Origin of the sequence: Mesorhizobium sp. IMUNJ 23232, from assembly GCF_044326205.1 — a bacterium.
GTDB lineage: Bacteria > Pseudomonadota > Alphaproteobacteria > Rhizobiales > Rhizobiaceae > Kumtagia.
Map to the genome: position 1 here is coordinate 40,646 of NZ_JBIRCY010000001.1, position 23,765 is coordinate 64,410.

Here is a 23,765-nt window from a genome sequence, read left to right on the forward strand (position 1 = left end):
CCTATTGGCTCGGCGTCGAGCTTGCCACGACTTTCGACTGCTCGCACTTGCTGGCATTGTCGGTCTGCCGATATTCGCCCTTGTTTGCGATCACAAAAGTCGCGATAGGCCTAGGAAGGCCATATTTGTTGGAAAGTATATCACGCAGGGCGAAGAATTCCTGCCGGCAGGTATATAGCGGAAATCCGTTACGCCCAGACGAAAAGCCCGCAGCTTCTATCTCCCCCGCCGTCAATTCGCCATCGACGTCATCGCTTCCCGAAATATAAATTCTTACGGATTTTGGCTCACTCGAACAATTCTCGCGCGTACGGTCGGTCTTTATCTCATAGATCACGCCGGATCGCGTCGTACGGTCCATATCGAAATCTTCCCCCTTCGCGTACTCGGTCTTTCCGGACACACCGCCGGTCATCGCCAGTTTCGCTGTTATTGGGGAAAGTATCGTATTAAGATCGATGCCAAGCTCCACATCAAAGGTAAAATCGAAGGAGATTTGGGTTTCGCAGCTTTTGCTATCGAGAAATCTGCTGTTTAGATACCCAAGTATCTTATCTTTTAATTCATCAATATCTCGGTTATTCTTCCTAAACGCATCTTCTATCGCGTTGTATGCCTCTTTGGCGGGATCATATTTCAGGAACGGAAATGCCCATTCGTTGGATTTCAGAAAAACATCCCTCGAAAGCACCGCAACATCATCGGTTGTCGTGGTAACAACTTCATCGGCGCGCCAAAGGTCGCCAAGTTTTGATTTATCGAGAACAAGTGATATCTTGTTGTCCTCTGAATTTATGTCCGCAACGGCATAGACTTCAGACTGAGTTAATCCAATCTGATTGTATTTTTCGGTTTTCACGTCCTTTTTCGCCTGAATGACGGCGATAAGCTTTACAGATCTACCCTTCGTCTTTTCATCGAATATCGCGCTTCTGAAGAAACCAGCTGGTGGCTTTGCAAGGGTTTTGTTCTCTCCTATCACATAGGTCAACAATCCGTCATAGGTGATTGCAAGGTGCCATGTATTACCTGCGCTGTCCTCATAGCTATTGTTGAGCAAGGCTAATGGGGTTCCTGCCGGTATGTATATTTTCTTTTCATGAATTTGAGGATTTTTTAGAGCGTCATTGCTGTAGATATTGAATAGCCGCCCGATGGTGCTCTTCGCAATTGCATAATCGACAATCTCTACATCTTTGTCTTGCACTTGAAGAGGTTGTGCGTTCAGCGGGGCCAGGACGAACATGGCCACCATGAAGATCGCGAAGCTTAGAAGTCGCATCTGTTGCCTCCCGCACAGCGACCATAGCGGGATTGTAGTCATTAAGCTCCGATCTTTGCAACAGCGTGGCTGCCACTAAAGCGCGCCAAGTATGCCGGAACTGGTCTGTCCGATACGGTAGGTTCATTCAGGAAAACGCGGCGGGACGGCGCCCCGCCGTTCGGTTTCTCTGCCCACTCGCCTCGGCGGCTACGCTCGTTTGACCAGCCCGACAATGATCAGGATGATGATCGCGCCGATCGCCGCGGCGATGATGGAGCCAATCATGCCGCTGCCCAGCGAAATGCCGATCTTCGGAAGCAACCAGCCGGCGACGATAGCGCCGACAATGCCGAGCACGATGTTGCCGACGAGGCCAAAGCCCATGCCTTTGACGACCAGGCCGGCAAGCCAACCGGCGAGGCCGCCTACGATGATCCAGATGATGACGTTGTAGAGTACGTTCGAGCCTTCGACGGCTGCATTTTCCATGAACATTCTCCTGCATCGACCACGGTCGCTGCCTGCCAGCGAATCCTCGCCATGGCCGAATCAGAGAATACGCCTCACGGGCATCCTTATCCAGCATGCGGTTGTGGCCGCCGTTTGCAGGTGCGCATCGCGTGCGGGACGAATCTCAGAGGAAGTTCGGAACAACCCACGGGTTGATCTCGATGCCCGAGCGGCGCGGCGCAGGCGCATTCCCGTTCGGCGCCGGATCGATCGACTGGGTCTTGAATTGATCGAGCACCGGCCGCTCCGCCGGCTTGACCACGCGGGTCTTGGCGGTGGGAGCCGCCGGCGGCTGCTTGACGGTATCCATGGCGAAGAGCGGGCTGGAGACGGCCACCATGACCGCCAGGGCAAGGGCGACTTGTTTCACGATCGGATCCTTTCGCGTAAAATCTCGTACATGTACGCCATTACGTACGCATACGGCATGCGAAGGTCGTGCGCAATAGAAATCTCGTACGTGTACGAAAATATTTCCGAAACGTTAAGAAAAGTCGTGCGAAGCGGCGTTGGGCGTCAGCAGCGTCGCGGATCGTCCAGCGGTGGAACGGGAGCGCTGCGGATGCCCGCAAGCACGACCTCGATCGAGCGCTCGACATAGGCGTCGCGGTCGCCGAAGGGATAGTTCGGAAAGCTGATCAGCAGCGACACGGTGCCATGCCCAAAAGTCCAGATCAGCGTGGCGATGGCGAACACGTCGCCTGAAAGCACGCTCGCGTCGACGCAGGCCTGGACCCGCTGGAGGAGGAGCAGCAGCGCAGGATTGTCCTTGTGGATGCCCTTTAAATCCATGTCCGCGAAGCCGGCCGGGTCGCGCGTCATGAAGACGGTCCGGTATTCGTTTGGATTGTCGAAGCCGAATGCCGCGTATTCGCGCATCAGCTTGATGAGGGCTTCGAGCGGGTCGGCGGGCGCGTCGCGCTCCATGCACCTGGCCAAGACGGCGAAAGCGTCCTGGGCCAGCGCGAACAGGATGGAATGCTTGTCCGGGAAATAGGAATAGACCGACATCGGGGCATAGCCGACGCGCGCAGCCAGCTTCCGGATCGTCAGGCCTTCGTAGCCGTCTTCCTTGACCAGCGCGTGGGCGGCCTCGATCAGCTCGGCGCGGATCCCGGCCTTCTGCGTTTCCCTGCGGCTCCTGGCTTGCATGCTTGGCGGGCCTCCCGACGTGGATTATACGCTGTACGAAAAATGCTTCAACGGCGATGCGGGTTGCAAGATGCAGGTTTCGCGGACGGCAAGGTGTGCGGCATGACGGGAGAAACGAAGCTTGCGGCATTGATTGCCGGGATGCGGCCTTGCTTGCAAACCGGCGTCTTTGTGTTCTGCAGCATCCCGAGCGGCCACGCCGTGCTGCAATATGTCGAACCGGTCATGCTGTTCCGCGAAGCCGAAGGCATCACACTGATCCTGCGCGAAGAGGACGCGGATGCCGCCGGTCTGGCCAAAACCTTCCCGTGCAGGATGATCACGCTGGAGATTCATTCCTCGCTGGAGGCGGTAGGATTCCTTGCCGCCATCACAGCGCGACTTGCCGCCGCGGGCATGGGGGTCAACCCTGTCTCCGCCTTCTACCACGACCATTTGTTCGTGCCGGCCGGCCGGGCGGAAGAGGCGATGGCGATCCTGCGGGAAATGGCGAAGGGCTGAAGTCAACGCCTGCGGACATAAAGAATGTCCGGCAGGCCTTCCTCGTTGCCGCTGCCGTCGCCAAAAGCTTCGGCTTGAAAGCCGTACCATTCATAGAAACCGCGCGCGCCGGAATTGGCTTGGAAGCAATGCAGCTTCGCCACCGGCATGGTCTCGACCGTCTGCGTGAGCAACCGGCTGCCGATGCCGCGACCCGTGAAGGCCGGATCGAGATAGAGCTGTTCTATCCATTCGCCTTTCACGGCAATGAAGCCGACAACGTTTTCGCCGGCTTCAGCGACGGTAACGGCCTGATGGGGAAGAACCTGGTTGGCGATGAAGGCAAGATCCTCGTCGGGCGTATGCAGCACCGGCATCCAGTCGAAGGATGCCAGCGCCGCCCGCATGATCCGGGCTATATCAGCCGCGTCGGCCGGATTTGCCCGACGCAGGACGACCTGTCGCGAAGTGTCCGTCAAGCCGCCTTCTGCTTGGGCTTGACCAGCCCGCGCGCCACCAGCAGTTCGGCGATCTGGATCGCGTTGAGCGCGGCGCCCTTGCGCAGATTGTCGGAGACGATCCACATGTTGAGGCCGTTGTCGAGCGTCGAATCCTCGCGGATGCGGCTGATATAGGTGGCGTCCTCGCCGGCCGATTCCAGCGGCGTGATGTAGCCGCCGTTCTCGCGCTTGTCGATCACCTGGCAGCCCGGCGCGTCGCGAAGAATGTCGCGTGCCTCGTCGGCGGTGATCGGCTTTTCGAATTCGATGTTGACGGCCTCGGAATGGCCGATGAAAACCGGCACGCGCACGCAGGTCGCCGTCACCTTGATCTTGGGGTCGAGCATCTTCTTGGTCTCGGCGACCATCTTCCACTCTTCCTTGGTCGAGCCGTCGTCCATGAAGACGTCGATATGGGGAATGACGTTGAAAGCGATGCGCTTGGTGAACTTTTTTGCCTCGACCGGGTCGGCGACGAAGACGGCGCGGGTCTGCTGGAAAAGCTCGTCCATGCCTTCCTTGCCGGCGCCGGAGACCGACTGATAGGTGGAGACAACCACGCGCTTGATGGTGGCCGCGTCATGCAGCGGCTTCAGCGCCACCAGCATCTGCGCGGTCGAGCAGTTCGGATTGGCGATGATGTTGCGCTTGGTATAGCCGTCGATGGCGTCCGGGTTCACCTCGGGCACGATCAGTGGCACGTCCTGGTCGTAGCGCCAAGCCGAGGAATTATCGATGACGATGCAGCCCTGCTTGCCGATCTTTGGCGACCATTCCTTGGAGACGTTGCCGCCGGCCGACATCAGGCAGATGTCGGTATCGGAAAAATCGTAGGTGTCGAGCGCCTTGACCTTCAGCGTGCGATCGCCGAACGACACTTCGGTGCCGACCGAGCGTCGCGACGCCAGCGCCACCACTTCGCCGACCGGAAAACCGCGCTCTTCCAGAATGTTCAGCATCTCGCGGCCCACATTTCCCGTGGCGCCGACAATCGCTACCTTGAATGCCATGTTACCTGCTCCTGTCCCTCACCGCTTTGCTCTGGGAAAACCCGCTGGCCGGCGCGGGTCTCGTTCCCGGGCCGGACCCGGGTGAGGGCGAGATGGCCAGGGAAATCAGACCGTTTTGGTGACGGTCGTTTTTTTGGCCGGGGTTTTGGTCGAAGCAAAGGACACGCGGTCGCGCCCGGCGCCATGGCCGGGAAAATCGACTGCAAAAAGCGCCATCAACAGGCCGCGCATCGTCCACCTTTTTCGCGGTCTCGACTGTCAAGACCGCCGGCTGTTCGCCCGCGCGTCTCTTTACGCGGTTCGGCTGAAGAGTCAATTGCGCCCCGACGTCGCTTCAGGGCAATCTGGATCACGGAAGCGGCAGCCGGGTCGCGCCAGCAGACCAACATGATCTGCCAGCTCGACCGCAGCCGCCGCGAGGACAAGGCAGCCGCCGCGAGGACAAGATAGTCTATCTGTTCAGTTCCATAGACGGCGTGTGGAGCACCCTCATGCGGCCGAAGGGCCGGGATCGTCGAAACCGTTCGGTCCGGCCGGCACCAGCCGAGGCTGGCCATAGAATGCGCCACGGATCAGCTTCAGCGCGGGCTTGCGCTGCACCGGCGCGGACAGTCCGGCCATGGCTTCCTTCTCGCGCCTCGCGGCTTCGGGCTGGTAATGCACCTTCTCGAGCAGGATTGCCTCTTCGTCGCCGTCACTGTTGGTGAGGACGAATTGCTGGCCCTCGGCGAGGCCAAGCAGCGCCAAGCCGCGCTCCGTGGTGATCGGCAGCAACATGCCGACTGGCGAGCCCATCCGGTCGTGCGAGATCACGCGCGTGTCCGGATCGCGCCCGTCGATGCTGAAGGTGACGCGGCTGCTCAGCGTGGCGACGTTCACGGGAACGTCCTCGCGGAAGACGACCAGGGCGGATTCGATTTTCCGTTTCAGGATCGGCGCCAGCGGGTCGTCTCTGCCGAGGCAGCGGTCGCGCATGACCTCGAGGATGGTGTAGTCCTTGGTCGTCAGGATACAGGTTTCTTTTGACATCGCAGTTCTCCATCGCTCCGCTGAAGGAGCGGTTGCATAAAAACGATATGGAGAATCCCCTGGCCGCGCGGCGCGGCGCAGGGGCTAAAATCCTGCGATGAGGCAGCCTCCGAACAGGGACAGGCGGCAGGGCGGGAAGCACATGGTCATGCCGTCCGCAATTCCCGGTATGCCTGACCTGGAGCCGCGGGAACCATCGGCTCGACGTTTTCGACCGTGAGCCGGTGGATTCGGCCGTCGCGTGCCGTCCAGTCGATGGACTGGCCGGCGGAGAGGCCGATCAGGGCCGCGCCGATGGGCGTGAGGATAGAAACCTTGCCCTCGGCGATGTCGGCTTCGCCCGGGAAGACCAGCGTGACGGCCCTGTCTTCGCCAGCGTCCGTGGTGAAGCGCAAGCGGGAACCCATCCTCACGACATCGGCCGGGATGCGTGCGTCCTCGACGACGCGGGCGCGGTCGAGTTCGGCGAGCAACTGATCCGCGACGTCGGGATTCCTTGCCGAATAGGATTCCGCCAGCCGCGACAAACTCTCGTAGTCCGACCGGGTCACCCTGATCGCAGGCTTGTTGTGTTTTGTGGGAGCCATATCGGCCTCCTCGCAATTTTTCGCCGCAACGGCGCGGAAGCGCCTGCGGCCTTGAACTCATTGTGGATTGATGTCGCCTTCTACGGCGCGGTCCATCCCGCGAGGCGGGGAAACCAGCCTATGCCCCGCGGCCGGGGCGCGACGCGACCGGGCCGGGGGTCAGTGGCCCGCGATAGGGCACACCCGCTCAAGACGAAGAGGGAAGCGCTCGGTCAACATGCCCTGAACGTGGGATGCCGCGGACGGAAAGTCAAGCTCGGCGCGACGCGCCGGGCTATCGGGCGAGGCTCCATACCGTCGTGCGCTTCACTTCGGCGTCTTCCAGCGCACGCGTTACCGGGACCTTATACACGGCGAGCCGGCCGAGCCTCTCCTTCGGCAGGTAGGAGCGGCCGGGATCACCCACGAGTACCTTTGCGCCGCGCGCCGCCAGCGCTGTGAACCATGGGACAAGGCGGTCCGTGAAGGCGCGGTCATAAAACACGTCGCCCGCAAGCACGGTGTCCCAGCCCTCGTCGTGCCCGATCAGATCATCGCCAGAAAACAGCACCGACACGCCATTGGCCGCCGCATTCAGCGTTACGGCCGCCTCGCAGAAGGGATCGATGTCGGCGGCGGTAACGCGAGCCGCACCGGCCTTCGCGGCGGCAATTGCTACAAGGCCGGAGCCGGTCGCGAAGTCGAGAACCGAGCGGCCGCGCGCACACTCCGGATTGTCCAGAACATAGCGTGCAAGCCCCTGGCCGCCGGCCCAGGCGAAGGCCCAGAAGGGCGGCGGCAGGCCGATCGCCTCAAGCTCTTCCTCGGTCCGATGCCAGAGGTCGTGCGCCTCATCGGCGAGGTACAAAATGATTTCAGGCACATGTGGCGGCGCCATCAGCGCCGTGTTGGCGAGGATGAAGGCGGTCTTGTCGCTGGATTGAGGTGCCTTGCCGGGCGCGTTCACGGCGCCGGGTCGACCCCGCCGACGCGGCAGATCTCCCGCCACTCATCCGCCGACACCGGCTGCACCGAAAGCCGGGAATTGTTGACCAGCACCATGTCCTCCAATTTCGGATTGGCCTTGCAGTCGTCGAGCGTCACCGGTTTCGGCACGTCCCGCACCGCTCGGATGTCGACGCATTCCCAGCGTGCGTCGTCCGTGGTGCTATCCTGGTGCGCCAGCTTGCAGACCTCGGCGATGCCGACGATGGCCAGGCCCTCGTTCGAATGATAGAAGAAGCCGAGGTCGCCTATCTGCATGGCGCGCATGTTGTTGCGCGCCTGGTAGTTGCGCACGCCGTCCCACTCCTGGCCGGTCTTGCCCTTGGATTTCAGCATCTCCCAGGAAAAGGACCCCGGTTCGGATTTGAAAAGCCAATACTGCACGGCGTTTCCCCTCGTCTCGATCGACGGCCTCAGGCGGCCGGGTTGTTGAACACCCAGTTCCACTGCTGCACGGTCACGCTTTCGAACAGGCCGACCTTCGAGAACGGATCGTTGGCGGCGATCTCCTTGGCGGCGGCAAGGTCGGCCGCCTCGACCGCAACGAGGCTCCCGCACGGCTTGCCGTCGCCGTCGAGGAATGGGCCGGCGAATTTCAGCCTGCCCTCGGCGTTCAGCTTGTTGAGGTATTCGACATGGGTCGGGCGATTGTCCACCCGCGTCTGCAGATGGCCGGGCTTGTCCTTGCAGGTGAAGACGAAAATCATGGTGGGCTCCTCGTTTGATGCCTATTATCGCAATGCGCAGCCGACCGGAAAGGCCAGCGGCCGCAATTCAGTCGGCCTCGGATTTCAGCGGCCGTGTCATCAGGTTCTCGACCGCCTGTGCGATTGTCAATTTGCCGGTCAGAATGAGCGCGGTGGCGGCGATGATCGGCGCCTCCACGCTTTTTTCGTCGGCGATGCGCGCCGCAATGCCGGCGGTGGCGACTCCTTCGGCGAGCGGCCTTCCGGCGAGCGCCTCGCCGCGCCCGAGCGCCAGCCCGTAGGCAAAATTGCGCGACTGTGCGGAGGCGCAGGTGAGCAGCAGGTCGCCGAGCCCGGACAGGCCCATCAGCGTTTCCGGCTGCGCGCCAAACGCCGCTCCGATGCGCCGCAACTCGACAAAGCCGCGCGTAACCAATGCAGCCTGCGCGCTGGCGCCGAGCTTTGCGCCGATTGTCGCGCCGGCGGCGATGGCAAGCACATTCTTCAGTGCGCCGCCGATCTCGACGCCGGTCTGGTCCGTGGTTGAATAACAGCGGAAGGCGCGGGTCGACAGCGCCGTTGCCAGATCGGCCGCCAAGCCCTCCGACGGCGCCGCGACGACGACGGCGGTCGGCATGCCGCGCGCCACGTCGGTCGCGAAACTTGGGCCGGACAGCGTCGCGCTGGGATTTGCGGGACAGGCTTCGGCGGCGATCTCCGACAGCAGTTTTCCGCTGCCGCTTTCAATGCCCTTGGCGCACAGCACCACCGGCACGCTTTTCGGCATGTGCGGCGCGGCCTGCGCCAGCACCGCGCGCAGCGACTGCGCAGGGATGACGGCAAGGATAGCTTCGGCACCTGCGAGCGACTGCGCGATATCGGTGTCAGTAGCGATGCCAGTCTCGAAGGTCATGTCCGGGAGGTAGCGCGGATTTTGCCCCGCGGCGATGGCGCGCGCCGCGTCCGGTTCGCGTGCCCACAGCGACACATCATTGCCGGCGCGCAAGGCCGTCAGCGCCAAGGCGGTGCCCCAGGCGCCGCCGCCGAGAACCGCGATCCGCGTCATGCCTTGGCGCCCCTGCGTCCGGCTCCGACCACCGGCGCCGACACGTTGTCCAACGGCCAGCGCGAGCGCGGCACGAAATCCATGCCGTCCTCGCCGGCGAGATCGGCGCGCAGCCGCTCGATGCCGGCCCAGGCGATCATCGCCGCATTGTCGGTGCAGAGCGCCAGCGGCGGGGCGACGAAGCCGAAACCGTGTTCGGCGCAAAGTGCCAGCAACGCCTCACGAACTGTCTGGTTGGCCGCGACGCCGCCGGCCACCACAAGTGCGGGCGCGGCTACGTCGGGAAACTCGGTGTTGAATCGGACCAGTGCGCGCCCGACCCGGTCGGCGAGGGCGTCGGTGACCGCCGCCTGAAATGATGCACACACATCCGCGACATCCTGTTCGCCGAGCGGCGCAATCGCTGTCGCAGCCTGTCGAACCGCCGTCTTCAGCCCGGAGAAGGAAAAATCCGGACGTGCCTCGCCTTTCATCGGGCGGGGGAAAGCAAAACGGCCGGCGTCGCCATCCTGCGCCGCCTTCTCGACATTCGGTCCGCCGGGATAGGGCAGGCCCAGCATCTTCGCCGTCTTGTCGAAGGCTTCGCCCAGCGCGTCGTCGATCGTCGTCGCCCAGCGCTGGTAGTCGCCCACGCCGCGCACCAGCACGATCTGCGTATGGCCGCCGGACACCAGCAGCAGCAGGTAGGGGAACGACAGCCCATCGGTCAGGCGCGGCGTCAGTGCATGGCCCTCGAGATGGTTGATCGCCAGCAGGCGCTTTCCGGCTGCCGAGGCAATCGCCTTGGCGGTCATCAGCCCGACGATCAGCCCACCGACCAGCCCAGGCCCGGCGGTTGCGGCCACCGCGTCGATATCGGCGAGTCGGGTATCCGCGTCGGCCAGGGCCGCCTCGATCAAACCGTCCAGTGCCTCGACATGGGCGCGCGCCGCAATCTCCGGAACGACGCCGCCGAAGGCCGCGTGTTCCTCGATCTGGCTGAGCACGATGTTGGAAAGGATGCGCACGTGCCCGGCGTCGTCGAGCGCCACCACGCTCGCGGCGGTCTCGTCGCAACTGGTCTCGATGCCCAGAACGCGGATCATCTGTCCCTTGAAAAAGCGTCTATGATTGTCCGGCGGGGATTTCCCCGTTAGGAGAGGCCCCGCCGGGCGTCACGGCCGGCTGCCTATCATGGACGCGCCCTTATGCAAACTGCCACTCTCAGGATCGGAACGCGCGGAAGCCCGCTAGCACTTGCCCAGGCGCACGAGACGCGTGCGCGGCTGATGGCGGCGCACGGTCTGCCAGAGGAAGCCTTTGCCGTCGAGGTGATCTCGACCAGCGGCGACCGCATCCAGGACCGGCCGCTGTCGGAAGCCGGCGGCAAGGGGCTGTTCACCAAGGAGATCGAGGAAGCGCTGCTCGCCGGCAGCATCGACATCGCCGTGCATTCGTCCAAGGACATGCCGACGCTGCTTCCCGAGGGCTTGCGGCTCTCCGCCTTCCTGCCGCGCGAGGATGCGCGCGACGGATTCGTCGGAAAGGCGGCCGTCACGATCGAATCGCTGCCGCATGGCGCGACGGTCGGGTCGTCGTCGCTGCGCCGGCAGGCGCTGATCCGGAGGATGCGGCCCGACATTTCGGTGGTGACGTTTCGCGGCAATGTGCAGACGCGGCTGCGCAAGCTGGAGGAGGGGCAAGTTCACGGGACGATCCTCGCCCATGCCGGCCTGAGGCGGCTTGGCATGGCCGATGTCATCACCGACCTGATGCCGCTCGAAAAATTTCCACCGGCGCCGGGGCAGGGCGCGATCTGCATCGAGAGCCGTATCGGCGACGCCCGGGTGGAGCGATTGGTAATGCCGATCAACGATGGTCCAACCTGCGTAGCCTTGCTTTGCGAGCGCGCCTTCCTAGCCGCACTCGATGGGTCCTGCCGTACACCGATCGCTGGTTACGCGACGGTGGATGACTGCGATATGCATTTTGCTGGATTGATCCTGTCGCCGGACGGGCAGACTGCGTTCGATGTCGCGATGGGCGGCAGCATCGGGGGACCGGAAAACCTTGGCCGCCGTGCCGGCGAGGCCGTGCGCGAAAAAGCCGGAACGCGCTTCTTCGAGAGCTGGACCTGACTTGTGGCAAAAGTGCTGGTGACCCGCCCGCAGCCGGGCGCCGCGCGCACCGCCCGGCGTCTCGCGGAACTGGGGCACCGGCCGGTCGAACTGCCCCTGACCCGCACGGTGGCACTGCCCGTTGAGGCCGCGTCGCTATTTTCAACGGTCGACGCCGTGGCGGTGACCAGCGCCAACGCGCTTCGGTATTCGCCTGCCCCATTGCTCGCGAGCTTCGGCGACCGCCCCTGTTTCGCCGTCGGCGAACGCACTGCCGCAGAGGCCCGCGAACGCGGGTTCCGGAACGTGACAGCCGCCACCGGCGATGTGGAGTCTCTTGCCGGTCTCATCAGCGCGCGTCTTCGTCCCGGCGCTACCGTTGCTTATTTGACCGGAAAGGTTCGCCTCAGCGATTTCGAGGCCCGGGCGGCTGCGGCCGGGATGACCGTTGTGGTGGTCGAAACCTACGATACGCAGGATATCGACTATCGGTCGCAACAGCTTGCAGACATCGTCGGAACGGAACCGATCGACGCCGTGCTGCTTTATTCGGCCAATGCGGCGGGTTGTTTTTCCAGGCTGCGTTGGCCGGAGGGTTTTGACCATCGGATGGCGCGGGCGGCGTATCTGTGCATGTCATCGCGTGTCGCCGACAGGCTCGAAAACCCTGTGAAAGCGCGTATTCTTGTCGCACCGGAGCCATCGGAAGCCGCATTGTTCGGGCTTCTGCCTGAGGTGGCGGAGCGGCCATGACCCGCCCTCTTTTCAGCCGGAGCCGATGTGATAGGTATCGACCGAGGCGGCATGCCGGCTCGTGAACAACGACAGCGGAGACCAGTGCATGGTCAAGACGCCGAGAACCCGGCATTCCAAGACACGGCGCGAGCCTCTCACCATCGAGCTCGACCCGGCCGATGTTTCGCGCGTGGCCGAAGCGGCGTCGGACGGCCAGCCTTCTTTCGAGACGGACGCGGCCGAACCTGTGGCGGAGACTGATGCCTTGAAGGAGACGACGGCAGGCAAGGGTTCGGACGTTGGCGAGACGGATACGAGCAGCGTTCAGGCGGCTTTTTCCACGGAGACCGGCACCGCTGCGCAGCCCGAACAGGAATACCAGCCGGCCGAGGCGGCGCAGGAGCCGCCCGGCTACGGTTTCGACGAGCCGGAGACGAAACGGGCCGCGCAGGCCGCATCCGAAGAACCTGCCAAGGCAGCCGTCCCGCCTCCACCGCCCCGCCGTGACGGATTTTCGCGCATTGCAGCGGGTGTGATCGGCGGCGTCGTTGCGCTCGCCGCGGCGGGCGGGCTTCAGTATGCCGGCCTGCTCGGCGCGCCGGTTGCGCAATCGGGTGGCAGCCAGTTCGGCGCCGAAATAGAGAGCCTGAAACAGGAAATCGCTGGGCTGAAAAGCGGCCCGGGCGGCGGAGACGCGTCCGGTCAGGTCACGGCGCTCGCCGGCGGACTCGACACGGTCAAGGCCGATGTCGCCGCGCTGAAAGACGCGATGTCCTCCGGCGCCGGTGGTGACGCTGCGGCGGTCCAGGCGCTGGGCGACCGCATGAAGGAACTCGAAACGGCCGTGTCGGCCCTCGGCCAGGCCGGCGCGCCGGATGCGGCAGCCGTCTCGCAACTCGGCGAGCGGATCGCGTCGGTGGAGGCACTGGTCAAATCGGCGGGCGAATCGGCGGCGGCCACGGAAAGCAAGCTGGCCGCGCTCGAACAGTCCGTGACGGCGCTGACTGGCCGCGTCGACGCGCAGGCGCAGCAGCCGAAGATCGCGCTGGCCATCGCCACCGCCGCGCTGAAATCGGCGGTGGACAGGGGCGCGCCGTTCCAGGCGGAGCTCGAGACGTTTGCCGCCATCGCGCCGAACGCGCCGGAGCTTGCAACGCTGCGCGCCCATGCCGAGCAGGGCGTGCCGACGCGCGAGACGCTGCTTGCCGAAGTCGAACCCGCCGCAGCCGCGATGATCGCGGCGGCAAAACCCGCCGATCCCAATGCCGGCTATTTCGACCGGCTGCTGAACAGCGCCGAATCGCTGGTTTCGGTCCGGCCAATCGGCGAGGTCGAAGGCACCGGCGTGCCGGAGATCGTGGCGCGTTTGGAAGTCGCGCTCAAGGCCGGCGACCTTGACAAGGCGGTCACCGAGTTCGATGCGCTTCCCGAGACCGCCAAGGCCGCGGCCGGTTCTTTCGGCGAGAATCTGAAGGCGCGTCGCGATGTCGAGCGGCTGGTCGACCAGGCGATTGCCGGCGCGATGAAGGCCTGAGGACGACAGATGATCCGTATCCTGATCTTCCTCCTCGTCGTTTTCCTGCTTGGCCTGGGTTTCGCCTGGCTTGCCGACCGTCCCGGCGACATGGTGGTGACCCTAGACGGCTACCAGTACCGCGTCACGCTGATGGTCGCCGCCGTCTGCGTGGTGGCCGTGGTCGCGGCCGTGATGATCCTGTGGTGGCTGGTCAAGTCGATCTGGAACAGCCCCTACACCATTTCGCGTTATTTCCGCGTGCGGCGGCGGGACCGGGGCTACCAGGCACTGTCGACCGGCATGATCGCGGCCGGCGCCGGCGACGCAGCACTTGCCCGCAAGAAGAACAAGGAGGCGGCGAAGCTGATCCGCTCCGACCAGGAGCCGCTGATCCAACTGCTCGACGCGCAGGCGTCGCTGCTGGAAGGCGACCATGACGGTGCTCGCCAGAAATTCGAGGCGATGCTCGACGATCCGGAGACGCGGCTGCTCGGCCTGCGCGGCCTTTATCTGGAAGCCGAACGCCTCGGCGACGGCGCGGCGGCGCGGCATTATGCGGGCCGCGCGATCGATCTCGCGCCGCAACTCGGCTGGGCGGCGGATTCGACGCTGGAGGAAAAGACCGCGCGCGGCGACTGGGATGGCGCGATCAAGATCATCGACGCGCAGAAGGCGACGCGGCAGATCGAGCGCGACGCGGCGAACCGCAAGCGGGCCGTGCTGCTGACGGCCAAGGCCCTTGCGCTGTTCGATACCGGATTTGCCGCGGCCAAGACGGCGGCGCTTGAGGCCAACCGGCTTCAGCCGCATTTCGTGCCGGCGGCGGTCGTTGCGGCCAAGGCGCTGTTCCGAGGCGACGATACCCGCAAGGGCGCGAAAATCCTCGAAGCTGCCTGGAAAGCCAACCCGCATCCGGATATCGCCGATCTCTACGTCCACGCCCGTCATGGCGACGCCGTCAACGACCGGCTGGCGCGGGCGAAGAAATTGCAGTCGATCAAGCAGAATCATCCCGAATCGTCGCTGGCAGTGGCGCGCGCCGCGCTCGATGCCGGCGATTTCGCGCTGGCGCGCAAGGAGACCGAATCGGCGATCCGCATGCAGCCGCGCGAAGGCGCCTGGCTGCTGCTGGCTGACATCGAGGAGGCGGATGCGGGCGATGTCGGCAAGGTGCGTCAGCTTCTCGGCAAGGCGGTGCGTGCGCCGCGCGATCCGGCCTGGGTAGCGGACGGGATCGAATCCGACACATGGGCGCCGGTCTCGCCGGTCACCGGCCATCTCGACGCGTTCGAATGGCGCATCCCGGTCGAGCGTCTCGGCAGGGTGATCGAGGACGAGCCCGAGCCGGCGGAGAAGCCGGTGCTCGCCGCGCCTGCTCCAATAGTCGTCGAGGAGCCAGCCGAAGCCGCCGCGCCTGAGCCGATCGTCGAGTTGGAAGCGAAGCCGGCGCCGGTTCCTCCCGAGCCAGCCAACGATCGCAGGCCCGCCGAACCGCTTGCGAAGGCTGCGATGGGTGCCGCCGTGGAACCGCCGGCTGCCGACCGTTCGCCCGAAAAACCCGACGGCGTGGCAATTGTCATCGCGCCGCCTTTGCCCGATGATCCGGGCGTCGATCCCGACGCTCCGGCCAAGGCGCCGCGGCGTTTCGGATTGTTCTGACGGACGGGCGCGGAGTTGTCGGCGATGCTTGAACGAGTGAAGTCCTTCTTCAAGGATTTGCCGGGCGCTGCCAAAGGTCGCGGCATAAGCGGGGACGATCCGCGCGTGGCGGCTGCCGCCCTGATGTACCACGTCATGGATGCCGACGGCGTCCGCCAGGATGTCGAATGGGACCGGATCAAGCAGATCCTGGCCGATTCCTATCATATCAGCGGCCGGGAACTCGACGAGCTTGTCAAGGCGGGCGAGAAGGCCGAACAGGAATCGGTTGACCTCTATGCCTTCACCAGCGTGCTCAGCAGGCATCTCGACGAGGAAGGCCGCATAGCCTTCATCCGGCTGATGTGGGATGTGGTCTATGCGGACGGCGTGCTCCACGAACTGGAGGACAACACCTTGTGGCGGGTCGCCGAATTGATCGGCGTCGACCGCCGAGAGCGCGTGCTGGCCCGTCAGGAGGCGGCGAGCAAGGTTCCGGGCGCGAAAGGCACGCCGACCGATGAATAGAAGGACGGCCGGCAAGCGGCCGCGCATCCTCGTCGTCCTGCATCAGGAATTGTCCAGCCCCGGCCGCGTCGGCCATTTGCTGACCGAGAGTGGTTTCGACCTCGACATCAGGCGGCCGCCGCTCGGCGATCCGCTGCCGGATACGCTCGCCGAGCACGCCGGCGCGGTCGTGTTCGGCGGCCCGATGAGCGCCAACGACGGCGACGAATTCGTCAGGCGCGAGACCGAATGGCTGGCCGTGCCGCTGGTCGAGAACCGGCCCTTCCTCGGCATCTGCCTCGGCGCGCAGATGCTGGTCAACCATCTCGGCGGCAGCGTCGGCAGCCGCGACGACGGCATCGTCGAGATCGGCTGGTATCCGCTCAAGCCGACCGAGGACGGCAAGAGGCTGATGCATTGGCCGGAGATGGTCTACCAGTTCCACCGCGAGGGATTTTCGTTGCCTGCTGGCGCGACCCTGCTCGCCACGGCGGATCACTATCCCAACCAGGCGTTCCGCTATGGTGGCAATGCCTGGGGCATCCAGTTCCATGCCGAACTGACGCGGGCGATGATGCAGCGCTGGGTTGTGCGCGGGGCGCATCGTTTCGAACTGCCCGGCGCGCAGCCAGGCCGAGACCATCTCGGCGGCCGCATGATCTGGGACATGCATCTGAAACGCTGGCTGACCGAGTTTTTGGAGACGGTGTTCGGCCGGCCGGAAGCGGCCTGACGCAATTTCCATCACAGCCCAGCGATTGGCTCAATCGCTCCAGTCACCCTCCGGCGTGCCGTTGAAGCGTTTCCTGAGGCCCGCCCAGCAGTCGATATAGTCCTCCTGCAAGGTCTTGAGTTCGGCCGCGAAGCTGGTCAGCATCTGCGGAAAGCGCGTCTCGAACATGAAGGCCATGGTGTTTTCGAGCTTTGCCGGCTTGAGCTCGGCGCGCGACGCCTTCTCGAAGCCGAAGGCGTCCGGGCCGTGCGCCAGCATCATGTTGTGGAGGCTGACGCCGCCGGGGACAAACCCCTTTTCCTTGGCGTCATACTGTCCGTGGATGAGGCCCATGAACTCGCTCATGATGTTGCGGTGATACCAGGGCGGGCGGAAAGTGTCCTCGGCCACCAGCCAGCGCGGCGGAAAGATGACGAAGTCGACGTTGGCCGTGCCCTCCTCGCCCGAGGGGGCGGTCAGCACGGTGAAGATCGACGGGTCGGGGTGGTCGAACAGGATGGCGCCGACCGGCGAGAAGGTGGCGAGGTCATATTTGTAGGGCGCGTAGTTGCCGTGCCAAGCCACCACGTCGAGCGGCGAGTGGCCGAGTTCGGTGACGTGGAAGGAACCGCACCATTTGACGATCAGCCGGCACGGCGTCTCCCTCTCCTCGAACCAGGCGACCGGTGTCTTGAAGTCGCGCGGATTGGCGAGGCAGTTGGCGCCGATCGGCCCGCGATCCGGCAGCGTGAATTTCGCGCCGTAATTTTCGCAGACGTAACCGCGCGCCGGGCCGTCGACGATCTCGGCCTTGAAGGTGAGGCCGCGCGGCAGCACCGCGATTTCGCCGGGTTTGATTTCGATGACGCCCATCTCGGTGACGAAACGCAGGGTGCCCTGCTGCGCCACCACCAGCATCTCGCCGTCGGCGTTGAAAAAGTGGTCGTCCACCATCGAGACGTTGGCGGCATAGACATGCGCGGCCATGCCGGACTGTCCGAGCGCGTCGCCCGCCGTGGTCATGGTGCGCATGCCGGAAATGAAGTCGGTCGCTCCCTCCGGCATCGGCAGCGGGTCCCAGCGGTACTGGCCGAGCGCCAGCGCGTGGTTTTCCGCGTTCGGCGCGGTCCGCCACAGCGGATAGCTTGTCGCCTTGAAGCGGCCGTGATGCTTGACGCTCGGACGGATGCGGTAGAGCCAGGAGCGCTCGTTGGTGCCGCGTGGCGCGGTGAAGGGCGAGCCGGAAAGTTGCTCGGCATAGAGTCCGTAGGCGGGACGCTGCGGCGAGTTGCGGCCTTGCGGCAGGGAGCCCGGCAGGGTCTCCGTCTCGAAGTCGTTGCCGAAACCCGGCATGTAGGAATGGGTCATGGCCATTCTCCTCCCTCATTCCGATTTATGCGCTTGTTGCAAGCGTAGCCGCCGAGAATGTAACCATCAATGAGGATGAACGCAGGGAGAGACCCCGTGCTCCAGTTCAGATTCGAGGCGGAGGTGATCCACTGGAGAGGGCCGTCGCCCTTCTTCTTCGCGCCGATCCCACTGCAACATAGCGCGGAAATCAGACGGGTATCGAAGCTCGTGACCTATGGATGGGGCGTGATACCCGTCGAGGCGGAGATCGGCGGCGTCGTTTTCCGTACGTCGCTGTTCCCCAAGGACGAGATATATTTGTTGCCTCTCAAGGTCGATGTCAGGCGGAGAACCAACATAACGGCAGGCGATCCGGTTTCCGTCGACATGATAGTTCGGCCTGCCCAGCGATAGACGGCACTTGTGCGTCCGGCACCATCGTCGCTGTCGCCGCCCATATTGCGGAGCGGGGTGAAACCGGGATCTCCCATGCTGCGCAAGCTTGACAGCCGGTCGCCTTTCCCCTTATGAGCCAGCAACACTTTCGGGCGCGCTCTCGGGCGCGCCTTTCCGTTAGGCCCTGCCGGGGCCCCGTTCGACAGGCCAGACCAATGAAGATCAAGAACTCGCTCAAGGCCCTGAAGGGCCGCCACCGCGACAACCGCATGGTTCGCCGCAAGGGCCGCATCTACATCATCAACAAGACCGCCCCGCGCTACAAGGCGCGCCAGGGCTGAGCCCCGGCTCGCCGACGATCCCGGCCGCGGGCCTACCTGCACGGGCATCACGCGAATTTCAGTTTGACGTTCCGCTCCGGGGGCCTAGAGTTCCCTGGATGCGGAATCGTTTTGCTTTCCTGACGGCACTGGTGCTTTTCGGCGCCGCTCCCGCATTCGCCGCCGACGCGGCCTCTCCCCCTCCCACCGAAAAACCCGAAGCCACTATCCCGAAGACCAAGGCCGAGCGGCTTGACGAACTGTTCGCCAATCTCAAGCGCGAGCGCAACGAGAAGGCGGCCGAGCGCATCGCCTCGCGCATCTGGGAGGAATGGAACCGCTCCGACAGCGCCATCGTCGACCTGATGATGCAGTGGTCGCAGCAGGCGGTCGAGAAGAAAAAATTCGACGTCGCGCTGGATTTCCTCGATCAGGTCGTCACCCTGTCTCCGGACTATGCGGAGGGCTGGAACCGCAGGGCGACCGTGCATTTCATGATGCACAACTATGCGAAGTCGATGGCCGACATCGAGCGAACGCTGGAGATCGAGCCCCGGCATTTCGGCGCGCTCTCCGGCCTCGCCCAGATCATGAAAGAGACCGAGCGCAAGGAATTGGCGCTCGACGCCTACCAGCGGGTGCTGGTCATCTATCCAATGCTGCGCAACGCCCAGAACGAAGTCGCCACCCTGTCGGAAGAACTGACCGGCGAAGGCATCTGATCCACGCCGGACGAGGCGCGTATAAAACGATCATCCCCGCCGGCAGCCCATCTTGAATCTCCTGACAGCCGCAGTCGCCTTCCTGCTCGCCCTGGTCCTCGTGCTGATCGGGGCGACGCGCATCGGCGCCTGGCTGATCGAGCGCCGCAACCCGCCCGTCGGCGCGTTTGTGGAGGTCGGCGGGGCGCGCATCCATTATCTGCATGTGCCCGCGCCGGCCGGCGCCGACCTGCCGCCGCTGGTGTTCGTCCATGGCGCCAGCGCCAATCTCAGGGACCAGATGGCGCCGCTTGAGCCCCTGCTGGAGGGCCGCGCCGAAATGCTGTTCTTCGACCGCCCCGGCCATGGCTGGTCGGAGCGCGGCGGCGGCAACGAGACGCTGGAAGGCCAAGCAAAAACGCTGGCGGCGCTGCTGGAGCGGCTCGGCATCGAAAAGGCCGTCGTCGTCGGCCACTCCCTGGGCGGCGCGGTGACGGCGGCTTTCGCGCTGCAATATCCCGAGAAGGTGGCCGGCCTGGTTTTCGTGTCGGCGGCGACCCATCCCTGGCCGGGCGGCGGCACCTCCTGGTATTACGACCTAGCTGCGCTGCCGGCGGTCGGCCGGCTGTTTTCCGAAACGCTTGCCTATCCCGCAGGCATGCTGCGCATGGCTGCCGCGACCGATTGCGTGTTCGCGCCGAATCCTACGCCCGAAAACTATCTGGCCCGGGCCTCCATCCCGCTGGTGCTGCGTCCGGCGACTTTCCGGGCCAACGCCATCGACGTCCGGGGTCTTTACGGCTTCGCGCTCGCCAATGCGCCGCGCTATCCCGACATTTCGGCGCCGACGGTGGTGATCTCCGGCGACAGCGATACGGTGGTCTACGAGGAACTGCATTCGCTTGGCCTGGCGCGCGACATTGTCAGCACGAAACTCGTCTGGGTAAAAAATCTCGGCCACAAGCCGGACTGGATCGCGCCGCAGCTCATCGTCGCGGCGGTCGAGAAACTTGCCGGCAGGCCGGTCGATCTCGATGCGATGGCGCGGGAGGTCGAAGCGCGGATCGCCGGCGACCGGCAGGGCGAAGGGGTTTGCGCCGACGAGAAGCCGGCCGGCGCGGAACTCGCGCCGCAGTAGCGGCGTACAGTGTCTGCCTACGATTGGCTACGGATTTGGGAAAGGCCGGCCTCGACCGCTCAGGCGCGCTTGTCGGCCTCGATATAGGCGATGCGCAGCATGTTGGTGGAGCCGGGGGTGCGCAACGGCACGCCGGCCGTGATGATGACGCGGTCGCCCTGCTTGCCGAAATCCTCTGCCTTGGCGATGCGGCAGGCGCGCTCGACCATGTCGTCGAGATCGGCGGCGTCGGGCGTCACCACGCAATGCGTGCCCCACAGCAGCGACAGCCGGCGCGCCGTCGCCACGACCGGCGAGAGTGCGACGATCGGCACGCGCGGCCGCTCGCGGGCGGCGCGCAGGCCGGTGGTGCCGGAGGCGGTGTAGGTGACGATCGCCGCAAGATTCAGCGTTTCGGCGATCTGCCGCGCCGCCAGCGACACGGCGTCCGCGCCTGTGGCTTCGGGCTCGGAGCGCTGGGCATTGATGATGCCGGGATAGAACGGGTCCTGCTCGACCTGCTCTGCAATGCGGTTCATCATCGCCACCGCCTCGACCGGATAGGCGCCGGCAGCGGATTCGGCTGACAGCATGATGGCGTCGGCGCCTTCGAAGACCGCGATCGAGACGTCCGACACCTCGGCGCGGGTCGGCACGGGAGCGGTGATCATCGATTCCAGCATCTGCGTGGCGACGACCACCGGCTTGCCGGCGCGCCGCGCGGCGCGGGTGATCTGTTTCTGGATGCCGGGCACGGCTTCCAGAGGCATTTCGACGCCGAGGTCGCCGCGCGCCACCATGATCGCGTCCGAAAGCTCGATGATCTCGGGCAGCCGGGCGACCGCCTGCGGCTTCTCGATCTTCGACATCAGCAGGGCACGGCCGCGGGCGATCTTGCGCGCCTCTGCGAGATCGTCCGGGCGCTGGACGAAGGACAGCGCCACCCAGTCGACGCCGGTTGCCAGCACCGCGTCGAGATCGGCGCGGTCCTTCTCGGTCAGCGCCCCGACCGGAAGCTCCGTGTCGGGCAGGCTGACGCCCTTCTTGTCGGAAATCTTGTCGCCGGCGATGACGATCGTCTCGATCGAATTGCCGTCGCAGCGGACGGCCTTCAACTCCAGCTTTCCATCGTCGATCAGCAGCCTGTGGCCGACCTGCACCGACTGCAGGATCTCGGGGTGCGGCAAATGCACGCGATCGGCATTGCCGGGCGTCGCATCGTTGTCGAGGGTGAAGGTCTGGCCGAGCCGCAGCGCCACCTTGCCTTCGGCAAACTTGCCAACGCGCAGTTTTGGCCCCTGCAGGTCGGCGAGGATGCCGATGGGCCTGCCGACCGCTTCCTCGACGGACCGGATCCGCTCGACCAGCGTGCGCATCTGCGGGTGGTCGGTGTGGCTCATATTGATGCGAAAAACGTCGGCGCCGGCCTCGAACAGCTTGCGGATCATCTCGACCGACGAGGAGGCCGGCCCGATGGTGGCGAGGATCTTGACTTTGCGGCTGCGTCTCATGGTGTAGGCGTCCCCGTCGCGGCGGCATCTCCGCCGGTCGCGGGCTGGTCGGTGAGCTGGACCATCCAGCTTGCCTGTTCACCCGTGTCGTATTCCTGGAAGCCGGCGCGTTGAAAACCTCTGGCCACGCAGTCGGTTACGCCGGCGATCTTGAATTCCTTTTCCGCCACGCACATGGTGATCGGACCGTCCCAGCGGCCGCCGCGCTCGGCGTCCTCGGCGTAGAGATAGTAGAAGCGTGAGGCGAGCGGCCCCTCGATCAGCGTCTTGCAGCTCGATCCCTCGACATGCCACCAGCCTTCGGTGACCCATCCGGCCTTGGCGCGATAACCGATGCCGACGCCGACCAGGTTCTGGGTGGCGTTGCAGACGCGGAAATCGGCCCGCGCCTCGCCGGCGCCGAAGCCAAGGAACGCCATGAAGACAGCCGCAACCGCGACGGCGCAACGGCTGCGCAGGCCGGCGGCAAGGACCATTTCCAAACCTCTTGAAGCTGACGAAATCATTCCCGGGCACCCCTTTTCGGAAAACTGCGCGCGCATGTCAACGCGCGCGGCCCGTCGATCCAATCGATTTAAGTCCCGGCGCGCCAAATCATGAGCCCGCTTCGGACTTCGGGCTCAAGATTGGCGAAACAACGGCATTGCGCCTTCCGCCGCTTCATGGAAAGACCCGTGCCTTCCTTAGATTGCAACGATCCATATGGAATGTTCATGACACGATCGGCACTTTTCGCCCCCGTCGTGATGATCGAGGGCGACCGGCGGCGTGGCATCCTGCTGGTCGCCGACCATGCGCGCCGCGACCTGCCGGACGAATATGGCGACCTCGGCCTGCCGCGAACCGAGTTCGACCGTCACATCGCCTACGACATCGGCGTCGAGGAAGTGATCCGCGGGCTTGCCGCCCGCCTCGGCGCGCCGGCCGTCTTTGCCGGCTTCTCGCGGCTGCTGATCGATCCGAACCGGGGCGAGGACGATCCGACGCTGATCCGCCAGCTCTATGACGGGACGATCGTGCCCGCCAACTATCCGATGACGGATGCGGAGCGCGAGCGGCGGCTGGACATGTTCTACCGTCCCTACCAGGATGCCGTCGGTGCCATGATCGCGTCGGTGGCGCATGAGAGCGGCGCCGCGCCCTTCATCTTTTCCATCCATTCCTTCACGCCGGTCATGCAGGGCCGGGTGCGCCCGTGGCATGCCGGCGTGTTATGGGACCTGGACGATCGCGTGGCAAAACCGCTGATCGAGATGCTGGCGGCCGACCCGCTGCTCACGATCGGCGACAACGAGCCTTATGACGGCGCGCTGAAGGGCGACACCATGTACAAGCACGCGATCGTCAACGGCTTCGCCCATGCGCTGCTGGAGATTCGGCAGGATTTGATTGCCGACGAGACCGGCGCCGAGGCCTGGGCCGAGCGGCTCGCGCCGATCGTTGACGCAATCAACCGGCAACCCGATATACATGTGGTGAAACAATATGGTTCGCGCACCGGCCCCTTCTAGTGGGATTTGGGTAAAACCGGCCTGCGAATGACAGGCCGCGATGCGATCCCGAACGCGAGCCGGTGGAGGCCGACATGTCCGAACTGAGCGACGACCAGAAGCGCGATTTCGAGGCGGCGGCTTTCCGGCGGCTGGTCGAGCATTTGCGCGAACGAAGCGACGTGCAGAATATCGACCTGATGAACCTCGCGGGTTTTTGCCGCAACTGCCTGTCGAACTGGTATCGCGAGGCGGCTGAAGCGTCCGGCACCGACCTGTCGAAGGAAGCGTCTCGCGAAATCGTCTACGGCATGCCCTATGCCGAATGGCAGGCGCTACACCAGACCGAGGCTTCCGACGCCAAGAAGGCCGTCTTCGAGCAGAATCGCCCGAAGGACCATTGACAGG

The 23,765-nt window shown here is 64.4% G+C and carries 30 protein-coding genes; 13 read left to right on the forward strand and 17 right to left on the reverse strand.

The window, feature by feature from the left end:
- Position 1: 1 nt before the first annotated feature.
- The 4 genes from ACH196_RS00185 to ACH196_RS00200 form a co-directional block, all read right to left on the reverse strand.
- The gene (locus ACH196_RS00185; protein WP_396643897.1) at positions 2–1,282 is read right to left on the reverse strand and encodes a hypothetical protein; all 1,281 of its coding nucleotides are present in this window, start codon (positions 1,280–1,282) and stop codon (positions 2–4) included.
- Between the two features lie 189 nt (positions 1,283–1,471).
- Positions 1,472–1,753 carry a GlsB/YeaQ/YmgE family stress response membrane protein gene (locus ACH196_RS00190; RefSeq protein WP_396643898.1) on the reverse strand — a complete coding sequence of 94 codons (282 nt, stop codon included), beginning with the start codon at positions 1,751–1,753 and terminating at the stop codon, positions 1,472–1,474.
- Between the two features lie 145 nt (positions 1,754–1,898).
- On the reverse strand, positions 1,899–2,144 hold the full coding sequence (locus tag ACH196_RS00195) for a hypothetical protein (RefSeq protein WP_396643900.1): 246 nt from the start codon (positions 2,142–2,144) through the stop codon (positions 1,899–1,901).
- A 146-nt stretch (positions 2,145–2,290) separates the two neighbouring features.
- Positions 2,291–2,926 (reverse strand): TetR/AcrR family transcriptional regulator, encoded by a 636-nt coding sequence (locus ACH196_RS00200; RefSeq protein ID WP_396643902.1) that lies wholly within the window; start codon positions 2,924–2,926, stop codon positions 2,291–2,293.
- 102 nt (positions 2,927–3,028) lie between these two features.
- Here ACH196_RS00200 and ACH196_RS00205 point away from each other — a divergent pair, with 102 nt between their 5' ends.
- A complete protein-coding gene (locus ACH196_RS00205) occupies positions 3,029–3,427 on the forward strand; it encodes an ACT domain-containing protein (protein ID WP_396643903.1) in 399 nt (132 codons plus the stop codon).
- 2 nt (positions 3,428–3,429) lie between these two features.
- On the opposite strand, the gene ACH196_RS00210 is transcribed toward ACH196_RS00205, so the two are convergent.
- The 10 genes from ACH196_RS00210 to tsaD all read right to left on the reverse strand — a co-directional run bounded on the left by ACH196_RS00210 (position 3,430) and on the right by tsaD (position 10,350).
- Complete coding sequence (locus tag ACH196_RS00210) at positions 3,430–3,885, reverse strand: GNAT family N-acetyltransferase (RefSeq protein WP_396643905.1); 456 nt, start codon at positions 3,883–3,885, stop codon at positions 3,430–3,432.
- A complete protein-coding gene (locus ACH196_RS00215) occupies positions 3,882–4,916 on the reverse strand; it encodes an aspartate-semialdehyde dehydrogenase (RefSeq protein WP_396643907.1) in 1,035 nt (344 codons plus the stop codon). The genes ACH196_RS00210 and ACH196_RS00215 overlap by 4 nt, the downstream gene beginning before the upstream one ends.
- A gap of 105 nt (positions 4,917–5,021) precedes the next feature.
- Complete coding sequence (locus ACH196_RS00220; protein ID WP_396643909.1) at positions 5,022–5,147, reverse strand: hypothetical protein; 126 nt, start codon at positions 5,145–5,147, stop codon at positions 5,022–5,024.
- 258 nt (positions 5,148–5,405) lie between these two features.
- The gene (locus tag ACH196_RS00225) at positions 5,406–5,945 is read right to left on the reverse strand and encodes a nucleoside-diphosphate kinase (protein WP_396643911.1); all 540 of its coding nucleotides are present in this window, start codon (positions 5,943–5,945) and stop codon (positions 5,406–5,408) included.
- A 146-nt stretch (positions 5,946–6,091) separates the two neighbouring features.
- Entirely contained in the window at positions 6,092–6,532 is a 441-nt protein-coding gene (rnk, locus tag ACH196_RS00230; protein WP_396643913.1) for a nucleoside diphosphate kinase regulator, read from the reverse strand.
- A gap of 274 nt (positions 6,533–6,806) precedes the next feature.
- Positions 6,807–7,409, reverse strand: a complete 603-nt coding sequence (locus tag ACH196_RS00235) for a class I SAM-dependent methyltransferase (RefSeq protein ID WP_396644417.1) — start codon at positions 7,407–7,409, stop codon at positions 6,807–6,809.
- Positions 7,410–7,474: 65 nt separating this feature from the next.
- Positions 7,475–7,900 (reverse strand): EVE domain-containing protein, encoded by a 426-nt coding sequence (locus ACH196_RS00240; RefSeq protein WP_396643915.1) that lies wholly within the window; start codon positions 7,898–7,900, stop codon positions 7,475–7,477.
- 29 nt (positions 7,901–7,929) lie between these two features.
- A complete protein-coding gene (locus tag ACH196_RS00245; protein WP_396643916.1) occupies positions 7,930–8,223 on the reverse strand; it encodes a YciI-like protein in 294 nt (97 codons plus the stop codon).
- Positions 8,224–8,290: 67 nt separating this feature from the next.
- A complete protein-coding gene (locus ACH196_RS00250) occupies positions 8,291–9,268 on the reverse strand; it encodes an NAD(P)H-dependent glycerol-3-phosphate dehydrogenase (RefSeq protein WP_396643918.1) in 978 nt (325 codons plus the stop codon).
- Positions 9,265–10,350 carry a tRNA (adenosine(37)-N6)-threonylcarbamoyltransferase complex transferase subunit TsaD gene (gene tsaD / locus ACH196_RS00255; RefSeq protein WP_396644419.1) on the reverse strand — a complete coding sequence of 362 codons (1,086 nt, stop codon included), beginning with the start codon at positions 10,348–10,350 and terminating at the stop codon, positions 9,265–9,267. Before tsaD ends, ACH196_RS00250 begins: the two co-directional genes overlap by 4 nt.
- A gap of 105 nt (positions 10,351–10,455) precedes the next feature.
- On the opposite strand from tsaD, the gene hemC reads away from it, so the two are divergent.
- The 6 genes from hemC to ACH196_RS00285 all read left to right on the forward strand — a co-directional run bounded on the left by hemC (position 10,456) and on the right by ACH196_RS00285 (position 16,493).
- The gene (gene hemC / locus ACH196_RS00260) at positions 10,456–11,385 is read left to right on the forward strand and encodes a hydroxymethylbilane synthase (protein WP_396643919.1); all 930 of its coding nucleotides are present in this window, start codon (positions 10,456–10,458) and stop codon (positions 11,383–11,385) included.
- Between the two features lie 3 nt (positions 11,386–11,388).
- Positions 11,389–12,117 carry a uroporphyrinogen-III synthase gene (locus ACH196_RS00265; protein ID WP_396643921.1) on the forward strand — a complete coding sequence of 243 codons (729 nt, stop codon included), beginning with the start codon at positions 11,389–11,391 and terminating at the stop codon, positions 12,115–12,117.
- Between the two features lie 88 nt (positions 12,118–12,205).
- Entirely contained in the window at positions 12,206–13,633 is a 1,428-nt protein-coding gene (locus ACH196_RS00270; RefSeq protein WP_396643922.1) for a COG4223 family protein, read from the forward strand.
- A gap of 9 nt (positions 13,634–13,642) precedes the next feature.
- Positions 13,643–15,274, forward strand: a complete 1,632-nt coding sequence (locus ACH196_RS00275) for a heme biosynthesis HemY N-terminal domain-containing protein (protein ID WP_396643924.1) — start codon at positions 13,643–13,645, stop codon at positions 15,272–15,274.
- A 24-nt stretch (positions 15,275–15,298) separates the two neighbouring features.
- Positions 15,299–15,781 (forward strand): TerB family tellurite resistance protein, encoded by a 483-nt coding sequence (locus tag ACH196_RS00280; RefSeq protein WP_396643926.1) that lies wholly within the window; start codon positions 15,299–15,301, stop codon positions 15,779–15,781.
- Positions 15,774–16,493 (forward strand): glutamine amidotransferase, encoded by a 720-nt coding sequence (locus ACH196_RS00285; protein ID WP_396643928.1) that lies wholly within the window; start codon positions 15,774–15,776, stop codon positions 16,491–16,493. Before ACH196_RS00280 ends, ACH196_RS00285 begins: the two co-directional genes overlap by 8 nt.
- Before the next feature lie 30 nt (positions 16,494–16,523).
- Here ACH196_RS00285 and hmgA read toward each other — a convergent pair whose 3' ends face one another.
- The gene (gene hmgA, locus ACH196_RS00290; protein ID WP_396643930.1) at positions 16,524–17,840 is read right to left on the reverse strand and encodes a homogentisate 1,2-dioxygenase; all 1,317 of its coding nucleotides are present in this window, start codon (positions 17,838–17,840) and stop codon (positions 16,524–16,526) included.
- A 96-nt stretch (positions 17,841–17,936) separates the two neighbouring features.
- Here hmgA and ACH196_RS00295 point away from each other — a divergent pair, with 96 nt between their 5' ends.
- The 4 genes from ACH196_RS00295 to ACH196_RS00310 all read left to right on the forward strand — a co-directional run bounded on the left by ACH196_RS00295 (position 17,937) and on the right by ACH196_RS00310 (position 20,377).
- Positions 17,937–18,236, forward strand: coding sequence for a DUF1905 domain-containing protein (locus ACH196_RS00295; RefSeq protein WP_396643931.1), 300 nt, complete (start codon positions 17,937–17,939; stop codon positions 18,234–18,236).
- Between the two features lie 197 nt (positions 18,237–18,433).
- A complete protein-coding gene (gene ykgO, locus ACH196_RS00300) occupies positions 18,434–18,559 on the forward strand; it encodes a type B 50S ribosomal protein L36 (protein WP_188824503.1) in 126 nt (41 codons plus the stop codon).
- Between the two features lie 98 nt (positions 18,560–18,657).
- Positions 18,658–19,260, forward strand: coding sequence for a tetratricopeptide repeat protein (locus tag ACH196_RS00305; protein ID WP_396643932.1), 603 nt, complete (start codon positions 18,658–18,660; stop codon positions 19,258–19,260).
- 52 nt (positions 19,261–19,312) lie between these two features.
- Positions 19,313–20,377, forward strand: a complete 1,065-nt coding sequence (locus ACH196_RS00310; protein ID WP_396643933.1) for an alpha/beta fold hydrolase — start codon at positions 19,313–19,315, stop codon at positions 20,375–20,377.
- Between the two features lie 59 nt (positions 20,378–20,436).
- On the opposite strand, the gene pyk is transcribed toward ACH196_RS00310, so the two are convergent.
- On the reverse strand, positions 20,437–21,867 hold the full coding sequence (pyk, locus tag ACH196_RS00315) for a pyruvate kinase (protein WP_396643934.1): 1,431 nt from the start codon (positions 21,865–21,867) through the stop codon (positions 20,437–20,439).
- The gene (locus ACH196_RS00320) at positions 21,864–22,286 is read right to left on the reverse strand and encodes a DUF1036 domain-containing protein (protein WP_396644421.1); all 423 of its coding nucleotides are present in this window, start codon (positions 22,284–22,286) and stop codon (positions 21,864–21,866) included. The genes pyk and ACH196_RS00320 overlap by 4 nt, the downstream gene beginning before the upstream one ends.
- Before the next feature lie 294 nt (positions 22,287–22,580).
- Between ACH196_RS00320 and ACH196_RS00325 the strand changes: the two genes are divergently transcribed.
- Both ACH196_RS00325 and ACH196_RS00330 read left to right on the forward strand, forming a co-directional pair.
- Positions 22,581–23,378 carry an N-formylglutamate amidohydrolase gene (locus ACH196_RS00325; protein WP_396643935.1) on the forward strand — a complete coding sequence of 266 codons (798 nt, stop codon included), beginning with the start codon at positions 22,581–22,583 and terminating at the stop codon, positions 23,376–23,378.
- A 74-nt stretch (positions 23,379–23,452) separates the two neighbouring features.
- Positions 23,453–23,761: a DUF1244 domain-containing protein gene (locus ACH196_RS00330; RefSeq protein ID WP_396643936.1), complete on the forward strand. Its 309-nt coding sequence runs from the start codon at positions 23,453–23,455 to the stop codon at positions 23,759–23,761.
- Positions 23,762–23,765: the final 4 nt, after the last annotated feature.